The sequence below is a fragment of the Cellulomonas phragmiteti genome, assembly GCF_016862775.1.
GTDB classification, from domain to species: domain Bacteria; phylum Actinomycetota; class Actinomycetes; order Actinomycetales; family Cellulomonadaceae; genus Cellulomonas; species Cellulomonas phragmiteti.
Map to the genome: position 1 here is coordinate 1 of NZ_BONP01000067.1, position 536 is coordinate 536.

Here is a 536-nt window from a genome sequence, read left to right on the forward strand (position 1 = left end):
GCCGCGGCGGATGGCCTGGCGTTCGACGATGCCGAACCAGACCTCGACGAGGTTCATCCACGAGGCGTGGGTCGGGGTGAAGTGCACGATGATCCGTGGGTTCGCCTCGAGCCAGGCGCGGACCTCGGGGGTCTTGTGGGCGGCGTAGTTGTCCATCACCAGGTGCAGAGGCTGGTCGGGGTAGGCGCGGGCGACCTGCTTGAGGAACGCGAGGAACTCCTGGCGGCGGTGACGGGGCTTCATCGCCGCGGTGACCTTGCCGGTGGCGATCTCCAGCGCCGCGAACAGGGTGGACGTGCCGTGGCGGACGTAGTCGTGCGAGCGGCGCTCGATCAGGTGCGGCTGCATCGGCAGGACCGGCTGGGTGCGGTCCAGCGCCTGGATCTGGGACTTCTCATCCACGCACAGCACGACCGCGTTCTCCGGTGGCGCCAGGTACAGGCCGACGACGTCGGTGACCTTGGCGACCAGCTCGGGATCGGTGGAGAACCGGAAGGACTCGCTGCGCCAGGGCTGGACCCCGTAGGCCCGCCACG

At 69.4% G+C, this 536-nt stretch carries 1 protein-coding gene; it reads right to left on the reverse strand.

The features are described 5' to 3' along the window. A partial coding sequence (locus Cph01nite_RS18940; RefSeq protein ID WP_203676607.1) for an IS630 family transposase occupies nt 1-536 on the reverse strand: 536 nt, incomplete at both ends.